Origin of the sequence: Mesorhizobium sp. DCY119 (assembly GCF_003590645.1) — a bacterium.
GTDB lineage: Bacteria > Pseudomonadota > Alphaproteobacteria > Rhizobiales > Rhizobiaceae > Mesorhizobium_M.
This window is the reverse complement of the sequence record NZ_CP031834.1, coordinates 1,290,042-1,297,500: the sequence shown is the minus strand read 5'-3', so window position 1 is coordinate 1,297,500 and position 7,459 is coordinate 1,290,042. Positions and strand designations below refer to the sequence as shown.

Annotated in this window: 6 protein-coding genes (1 of these 6 running past the window's edge); 2 read left to right on the top strand and 4 right to left on the bottom strand. The window is 60.3% G+C overall.

The features are described 5' to 3' along the window. Positions 1 to 192, top strand: partial view of a M23 family metallopeptidase gene (locus DZG07_RS06350; RefSeq protein WP_119815239.1) — the 3' portion only. 1,773 nt of this gene lie to the left of the window's left edge; 192 of the gene's 1,965 nt are visible here — the last part of the coding sequence; the start codon falls outside the window, past its left edge; the stop codon is at positions 190 to 192. 10 nt (positions 193 to 202) lie between these two features. Here the strand turns inward: DZG07_RS06350 and DZG07_RS06345 are convergent, their stop codons facing one another. From DZG07_RS06345 to DZG07_RS06335, 3 genes are all read right to left on the bottom strand, one after another. Then, complete coding sequence (locus DZG07_RS06345) at positions 203 to 1,744, bottom strand: MFS transporter (protein WP_119815236.1); 1,542 nt, start codon at positions 1,742 to 1,744, stop codon at positions 203 to 205. A gap of 76 nt (positions 1,745 to 1,820) precedes the next feature. Continuing rightward, positions 1,821 to 3,296 carry a L,D-transpeptidase gene (locus DZG07_RS06340; protein WP_119821452.1) on the bottom strand — a complete coding sequence of 492 codons (1,476 nt, stop codon included), beginning with the start codon at positions 3,294 to 3,296 and terminating at the stop codon, positions 1,821 to 1,823. A gap of 137 nt (positions 3,297 to 3,433) precedes the next feature. Continuing rightward, positions 3,434 to 3,790 carry an MmcQ/YjbR family DNA-binding protein gene (locus DZG07_RS06335; protein ID WP_119815233.1) on the bottom strand — a complete coding sequence of 119 codons (357 nt, stop codon included), beginning with the start codon at positions 3,788 to 3,790 and terminating at the stop codon, positions 3,434 to 3,436. Between the two features lie 118 nt (positions 3,791 to 3,908). Between DZG07_RS06335 and DZG07_RS06330 the strand changes: the two genes are divergently transcribed. Further along, positions 3,909 to 4,679, top strand: coding sequence for a hypothetical protein (locus DZG07_RS06330; protein ID WP_119815230.1), 771 nt, complete (start codon positions 3,909 to 3,911; stop codon positions 4,677 to 4,679). 40 nt (positions 4,680 to 4,719) lie between these two features. On the opposite strand, the gene clpB is transcribed toward DZG07_RS06330, so the two are convergent. Further along, the gene (clpB, locus tag DZG07_RS06325) at positions 4,720 to 7,326 is read right to left on the bottom strand and encodes an ATP-dependent chaperone ClpB (protein ID WP_091910149.1); all 2,607 of its coding nucleotides are present in this window, start codon (positions 7,324 to 7,326) and stop codon (positions 4,720 to 4,722) included. Positions 7,327 to 7,459: the final 133 nt, after the last annotated feature.

Here is a 7,459-nt window from a genome sequence, read left to right as displayed (position 1 = left end):
CTTCACTACGAGCTCATCGTCAACGGCACCAAGGTCGACCCGATGCGCGTGCGCCTTCCGGTTGGCCGCATTCTGAACGGCGACGAACTCGTTTCCTTCAAGCGCGAGCGCGAGCGGATCGACGATCTGCTCAAGGAGGAAAATGCGGGAACGCTGAAGGTGGCGAGCGCCAAGGAAAGTGCCGCCCGCTGATCGGGCTCGCCTAGCTTGGCAGATCAGATCTTTTCTCACGCCATGCCGGCTGGGTGACCCAGGCTATGATACCCGCCAGCGCGCACATCGCCGCTGATATCCCGGCGATTGCCTGAAACGCCCGATTCGTTGCCTCGACGCGCAGGGCCTCTATCGCCGGCGTCAAAGGCGTCGGCGAAAATGCACCGAATTCGACGCCCGGCGCGCCCTCCCCAAGAACTTTCGCGAAAACCAGACCGGCCACGGCGCCGAGTGCTGCAACCGCCATCAAACCCGCCGCCCGTGCAACCGCGTTGTTCACACCGGAAGCCAGCCCGGTATCCTCATCAGGCGTCGCCAGCATCACGGCCGCCGAAAGCGGCGATACCAGGATTGCCATGCCGAGACCGTTCAGCAACAGTAGGGGAAGCGTTACCGTCCATATCTGCATCAAGGGCATGGTGAGCGCCAGGCCGGTATAGGACACGGTCACGATGGCGGCGCCCAGGGTAAGCGGCAGGCGCGGCCCGCGCCGATCCGCAAGCCTGCCGGCGGAACCGGAAAGCAGCGCGATGAACAGTGACAGCGGAATGAACAGCAGACTGACCTGCCATTCCTTGGTGCCCCAGGCCGAAACGAGCGTCATCGGCAGGAAGAACAGCACGGCACTGAAGGCAAAGAACAGGATCAGCGTATAGAGATTGGCGCCTGAAAAAGCGCGCGAGCGGAACAGCTCCAGCTTCACCATCGGCGAACGGGTATGGCTCTCCCAGAGAATGAAGGCGGCAAACAGCGCAATGCCGATCACGACCCATATGATCGGCGCGACAAGCTGACCTTCGGCGGGCAGGCCGAAACTGGTCAGGCCCCAGGCAATGACGCCTAGCCCCACCGTCGCCAGAACTGCGCCCGGAATATCGAGGCGGCGCGTCTCCGACGGCCGATCCGCCGGCACTTTGCCGAAGATCATGACCAGCGCCAGAACGCCGATCGGCACGTTGATGGCAAATATCAGCCGCCACATCCATGGATCGCCGAACGACAGAACCATGCCGCCCAGAAACGGCCCCAGCGCCATCGTCAGCGAAGAGAAAGCCGCCCATTGGCCGATCGCCTTGCCGCGCATGTCAGCCGGAAAGGATTTCGCGATGATGGCAAGGCTGCCCGGAACCATGAAGGCCGCACCCACGCCTTGCAACGCGCGCATGACGATCAGCATGTCGGCATCCGTCGAGATGGCGCAAAGCAGCGACGTCACCATGAACACCGCTATGCCACCGGCGAAGATGTTGCGCACACCGAAGACATCGCCGGCCGCACCGCCAAGCAGCACGAGCGCGGAGAGAAAGAGCATGTAGCCGTTGCTGATCCACTGGGCGTCGATCAGCGACGCGCCAAGATCGGCGCGGATCGCCGGCATTGCCAGTGACACGACCGAACCGTCGATGAAGCCCATGCTGGAGGCGAGTATTGCCGAGAACATGACGAAGCGGCGGCTCGCCGGCGGACAGAACGTCCGGGCCGCCTTCGGCGGCAGTTCGTTGTTCAGGATTGCTGATTCGGGCGTGCTCATACAGCGACATTATGCGCGTGCCCGAACACCGGTTAGCGACCTGCCGACAAGAAACGGCAGTCCAACGACTATTCTATCAATCCGTGAACTCGACCGTGACGCCAGGGCTCACCAGTTTCGCCAGTTCCTGCGCATCCCAGTTCGTCAGGCGCACGCAGCCATGGCTTTCGGTCTTGCCGATCTTGGAGGGGTCGGGCGTGCCGTGGATGCCGTAGGTCGGCTTGTCGAGCGCGATCCACACCGAACCAACCGGGCCGTTAGGACCGGGTGGAATGGTCAGGATCTTGTCGTTGTCGCCCTGCTTGAAGTTGAGCTTGGGGTTGTAGGTGTAGTTCGGATTGAGCGCGACGCGCGACACGGCATGCGTACCCGTCGGCGACGGCGTATCCGACGAGCCGATCGTCGCTGGGTAGGCAGCGACAAGCTTGCCCTCGGCATCATAGGCGCGGACCTGCTTGAGCCCCTTGTCGGCTATGATGCGCTGAACCTTTGTCGTGGCCGGCTTGCCTATATTGGCGACACGGACAATCGTACCCGGCCGCGAGAAATTGGCCTGCGGGTTGAGCGACCTGAGATAGGTTTCGTCCATGTGGAACCGCTCGGCCAGCATCTCTGGAACCGAGGTGTAGCTCATGTGATCGAGCTGCGCCTTCTGGCTGTAGTCGGCAGGCACCGAGGCCACGAACGGCCCGGCCGCATCTTCCGGCGTGATGGTGTAGTTGATAAACGGATCACCGCCGGACGCAGCGAGCGCCTCCTTGATGGCGGCCGTATCCGTGGATTTCAGGTTGGTTCCCGTCAGCTGCCGATAGGCCTCGAACGCCTTGTCGACATTCGAGCCGAACTTTCCGTCGATGACGCCAGGCGACGCACCGGCGCGATCCATCAGAATCTGCATGCCGGCGACATCTTCGCGCGCAGTGAAGGTCGTCGGCGGTTCGACCGTTGCGCCACCAATGGCTGGTGGTTCGGAGATCGATGGCGACGTCTGTGGTGTTTCAACTCCCGGAGTGTTCAGCGGAGACCGCTCGATCGGCTCGCGCCGGACGATCTGCGGCTCGGGCTCGTAGCCGCCGTTGGGATCGGCCTGCTCATCGGGAAACGCCCGGCCCGGAGCGGGCGGGAATTCTTCGCGCGGCACATTGCGCGAATAGCCGCCATTGTTCGGATATTCGTCATAGCCTTCGTCAGCTGGGCCCAGCAGTTCGTCGCGCCGCGAGCGTTCGCCATAGCCGGGATCGCCCTGATAATAGCGATCGCTACGGCGCACCTCGCGCTGACGCAAGGCTCTCCTGTCGCGCTGGCCGACAACACCACGGGGCGGCTGAATGGCGATCACCTGACCCGTGTAGGAATCGACGATCACCCTGTTGCCGTTGCCGTCGAAATAGACTTCGACATCGCCGGCCTGGGCGAGCAGCACGTCGCCGCCATTCACGGTGATTCGCCGGGAATTCTCCTCCGAACGCGTATCCGACGCTACGGAAGCCTGCGCACTGAGGGTGCAAAAACCTGCTGCAAAAGCCGAAACAACAAAGAGTTTGCCGACCATTCTAGCCAAAATCCCCGATTCGTCCTTGCCGCCGCGAACCGGCAGCATCCCGCGCTCAATCATACGGATACCCGCAAATGCGTTGATACGGTTAGAAGTTCCAATATGAACCCGGCATGAAGATGGCCGCGCTATGGCTATAATCCGAGTTCCTTGCGCGCAGCCTTCGGAAGCTTCTGCACGATGAGCCGGTAGCTTTCGCGCAAATAGTCCTTCAGCGCGTCGGCATCCATGCTTTCGCCGGTCTGCCGCTGGATCCATTTCATGCCGCGCGAGGCGAGATAGGGAGCAGGCCGCAGGCCCGGCTGCTCCTTGAGGATATCGTAGGCCATTTCGGAGCACTTGAAGGTGACGAAGAGGCCGTCACCGTCATTCCACCCGCCGATGGCAAAAACCTTGCCGCCGACTTTCCACACATGCGCCCCACCCCATTGAACGACATGGGTGGTGGAAGGCAGCGAGGCGCAGAAGCCGTTGTAATCGTCTAAAGTCATCGTCGCCCTTGTCGCATATCGTTAGAACTTACCCGCTTAAGTGACCACGAAAAACACCTATCCAAGGCATCGAATTTTACTTATGTTTTTGTGAGGCAACGCGGCGGGCAGATCATCAATGGATGACGGCACCAATATATGGTCCAAATCGATATGGGTCATAAGGCAAAATAGCGAATTATTCTTGGCTTATTGTGCAGTGTTACCAGCCATTGGCATTCTGCAAGAATTCCTTAAGCAAACATCAGGAAATAACTTCGCCCTTGTGTTCACATCGGTGATTTTAGCCATTCCAGCACATTTGTCAGTTCTGTCGAACATTAGAGCTTTTGATGCGATGCGCGAACTCCAACGCAAAAACCCAAAGTACATGATCGGCTTTTTTTTCAGGACGATTGCGTTGGGGGTAATCTCGGTTGTTCCTACGTTTCTCCTGGTAGTAATTCTATCTGGGATAGGCTGGGGGAAAAATGTCGTCGTTTCCACGACAATTCTGGCGCTAGTCCTATTGTCAGCGATCGTTTTCGCAAAGTGGGGAACGATGCTCCCCGCCGTACTCATGCAAAATGACAAGACGTTTTCAAAGGCAGGACGGCGTGGGAACATAAGTTTCTCCTACGCATTCCCGAGACTTATTCTGTCCTTTGGACTTCTGACAATTGTGCAGCTTGTCGTGGCGCTCATTGCCGCGATTGTGCTCGGCGCGGGAGGAGATTATTTTCCGGCAACTGGTGGCTTCGATTTTGCTTTGCTATGCACCGCACTGCTAGCCGCGATCATAGGCGGGTATCAGGTCATCATGACTTCGGTCATTCTTTCACGGGCCTATCTGCGCGCTGAAAATATCGGCGCAAACCAAAATGACCCAGTTCCGATCGAAACAATGTGAACTGCCCCCGCGCTGAGCCGCGCAGGGGCAGTTCATCGTTTTAAGCCGCCTTTTCGGCCTCGACCTTTACCGGCTTCGAACGGAAGTTCAACCGATCCGAACCGGCGGTGACCTTCACCTTCGAGCCGTCGAGGATTTCGCCGAGCAGGATCTTCTCAGCCAGCGGGTCCTGCAGTTCCTTCTGCATGACACGCTTCAACGGGCGTGCGCCATAGGCCGGGTCGTAGCCCTTGTTGGCCAGCCAGTCGATGGCCTCGGCATCCAGCTCCAGCCTGATCTTGCGATCGGCAAGCAGGCTTTCCAGCCGCTTCAACTGGATCTCGACGATCTTACCCATGTCCTGACGGCGCAGCCTGTGGAACAGGATGACTTCGTCGACACGGTTCAGGAACTCCGGCCGGAACGACGCCTTGACCACAGCCATGACTTCATCGCGAACGATGTCGACGTCCTGATCCTCGCCGAGATTGACGAGATATTCCGCGCCGAGGTTCGACGTCATGATGATCAGCGTGTTGCGGAAATCGACCGTACGGCCCTGACCGTCGGTCAGGCGGCCATCGTCGAGCACCTGCAGCAACACGTTGAAGACATCGGGATGCGCCTTCTCGATCTCGTCGAACAGTATGACCTGATAGGGCCGGCGCCGCACCGCTTCGGTCAGCGCACCGCCCTCCTCATAGCCGACATAGCCGGGAGGCGCGCCGATGAGCCGCGACACCGAGTGCTTCTCCATGAACTCAGACATGTCGATGCGCACCATGGCGCTCTCGTCGTCGAACAGGAAGCTCGCCAGCGCCTTGGTCAGCTCGGTCTTGCCGACACCCGTCGGGCCCAGGAACATGAACGAGCCGATCGGCCGGTTCGGGTCTTGAAGCCCGGCGCGCGCACGACGCACCGCTTTGGAAACGGCTTGCACCGCTTCGCCCTGGCCGATGACGCGCTTGGCGATCTCGTCTTCCATGCGCAACAGCTTGTCGCGCTCGCCCTGCAGCATCTTGTCGACCGGAATTCCAGTCCAGCGCGAGACGATATGGGCGACGTGGTCGGGCGTGACCACCTCCTCGACCATGCCGACCTTGCCGTCCTGGGCTTCCGCCTCCTGCAGGCGCTTTTCCAATTCAGGGATGCGGCCATAGGCAAGCTCGCCCGCCTTCTGGAACTCGCCCTTGCGCTGCGCAATGGCGAGTTCGTTGCGGGCCTCTTCAAGCTCTTTCTTGAGGTCGGCGGCGAGGCCAAGCTTCTGCTTTTCCGCCTGCCATTTCGAGGTGATCTCCGTCGATTCCTCTTCCAGATTGGCGAGCTCGTTCTCAAGCCGGACAAGCCGGTCTTTGGAGGCTTCGTCCGTCTCGACCTTTAGTGCCTCGCGCTCGATCTTGAGCTGCATGATGCGGCGGTCGACCTCGTCCAGCGCTTCCGGCTTGGAATCGACCTGCATGCGCAGCCGCGATGCGGCCTCGTCGACGAGATCGATTGCCTTGTCAGGCAGGAAACGGTCGGCAATGTAGCGGTTCGACAGCGTTGCAGCCGAAACCAGCGCAGAGTCGGAAATGCGCACCTTGTGGTGCTGCTCGTATTTCTCCTTCAGGCCGCGCAGGATCGAGACCGTATCTTCGACGGTCGGTTCCTCGACGAACACCGGCTGGAAACGCCGCGCAAGTGCTGCATCCTTTTCGACATGCTTGCGATACTCTTCCAGCGTGGTCGCGCCGACGCAGTGAAGCTCGCCGCGTGCAAGCGCCGGCTTGAGCAGGTTCGAGGCATCCATCGCGCCATCGGCCTTGCCTGCACCGACCAGCGTGTGCATCTCGTCAATGAACAGGATGATGTTGCCATTGGCAGCCGTCACCTCGGACAGGACAGCCTTCAGCCGCTCCTCGAACTCGCCACGATATTTCGCACCGGCAATCAACGAGCCCATGTCGAGCGCCATCAACTGCTTGTCCTTGAGCGATTCCGGCACGTCGCCATTGACGATGCGCAGCGCCAGCCCTTCGGCGATCGCCGTCTTGCCGACGCCGGGTTCACCGATCAGCACAGGGTTGTTCTTGGTGCGCCGCGACAGGACCTGGATGGTGCGGCGGATCTCGTCGTCGCGGCCGATGACCGGATCGAGCTTGCCGGCACGCGCATCGGCGGTCAGGTCGCGCGCATATTTCTTCAGCGCGTCATAGCCCTGCTCCGCAGAAGCCGAGTCGGCGGTGCGCCCCTTGCGGACATCGTTGATGACCTGGTTCAGCGCCTGGGGAGTTACGCCGGCCTTGGCCAGGATGTCGGCGGTCTTGGCCGACTTTTCCATGGCAAGCGCCTGCAGCAGACGCTCGACGGTGACGAAACTGTCACCGGCCTTCTTGGCCAGTTCTTCCGCCGTGGAAAACACCTTCGCCAGCGGCTGCGCCAGATAGAGCTGGCCGTTGCCGCCTTCAACCTTCGGCATCGCCTCAAGTGCCGCCTCCACGCCGAGCTTGACGTCGCGCGGACGACCGCCGGCGCGCTCGATCAGCGACGCAGCAAGGCCTTCATCGTCGTCGACGAGAACCTTCAGGATATGTTCGGGGGTGAACTGCTGATGATTTCTGGATAGTGCGAGCGTTTGCGCGGACTGGATGAAGCCCCGAACGCGCTCGGAGTATTTCTCTAGATTCATACCTGTCTCCTTTCATCACCGGCCCGCTTTGCGGCACCGGATCAGCTTATGGTGACGAACCCCCTCTATCGAGCCGGGTTCATTTCAAACCAGATATGGGAATGCGCGAAAATTCCTCAAGACGGCATCAACC